Below are 248 nucleotides of genomic sequence, written 5' to 3'. Positions count from 1 at the left end.
GGCCCGCGAGCTGCTCGCGCCCACCCCGCAGCACCCGTCCCCGACGGGCCTGGGCCCGACGGTCGCCGAGGCCACCTCGGGCATGTCACCGACCCGGATCCAGGAGATCGTCGCGGCGGCCGGGCTGCCCTCGACGCACGACCCGGTGTCGGCGGTCGCGGCGCTCACGGAGCTGTTCACCGACTCCACCCGGATGTCGGCGCTGCTCGACGAGGCCCCGGTCGAGTCCATCGACGTACTCAACCGGC

1 pseudogene is annotated in these 248 nt (G+C 75.0%); it reads left to right on the top strand.

From position 1 onward, the window contains the following. A pseudogene (locus tag G3I40_RS44675) lies at nucleotides 1–248 on the top strand (DNA-binding protein); the annotation flags it as partial.

This window comes from Streptomyces sp. SID14478, from assembly GCF_010548525.1.
Classification (GTDB): Bacteria; Actinomycetota; Actinomycetes; order Streptomycetales; family Streptomycetaceae; genus Streptomyces.
The sequence above is the reverse complement of the archived record's forward strand: the minus strand, read 5'-3'. Positions and strand labels throughout refer to the sequence as shown.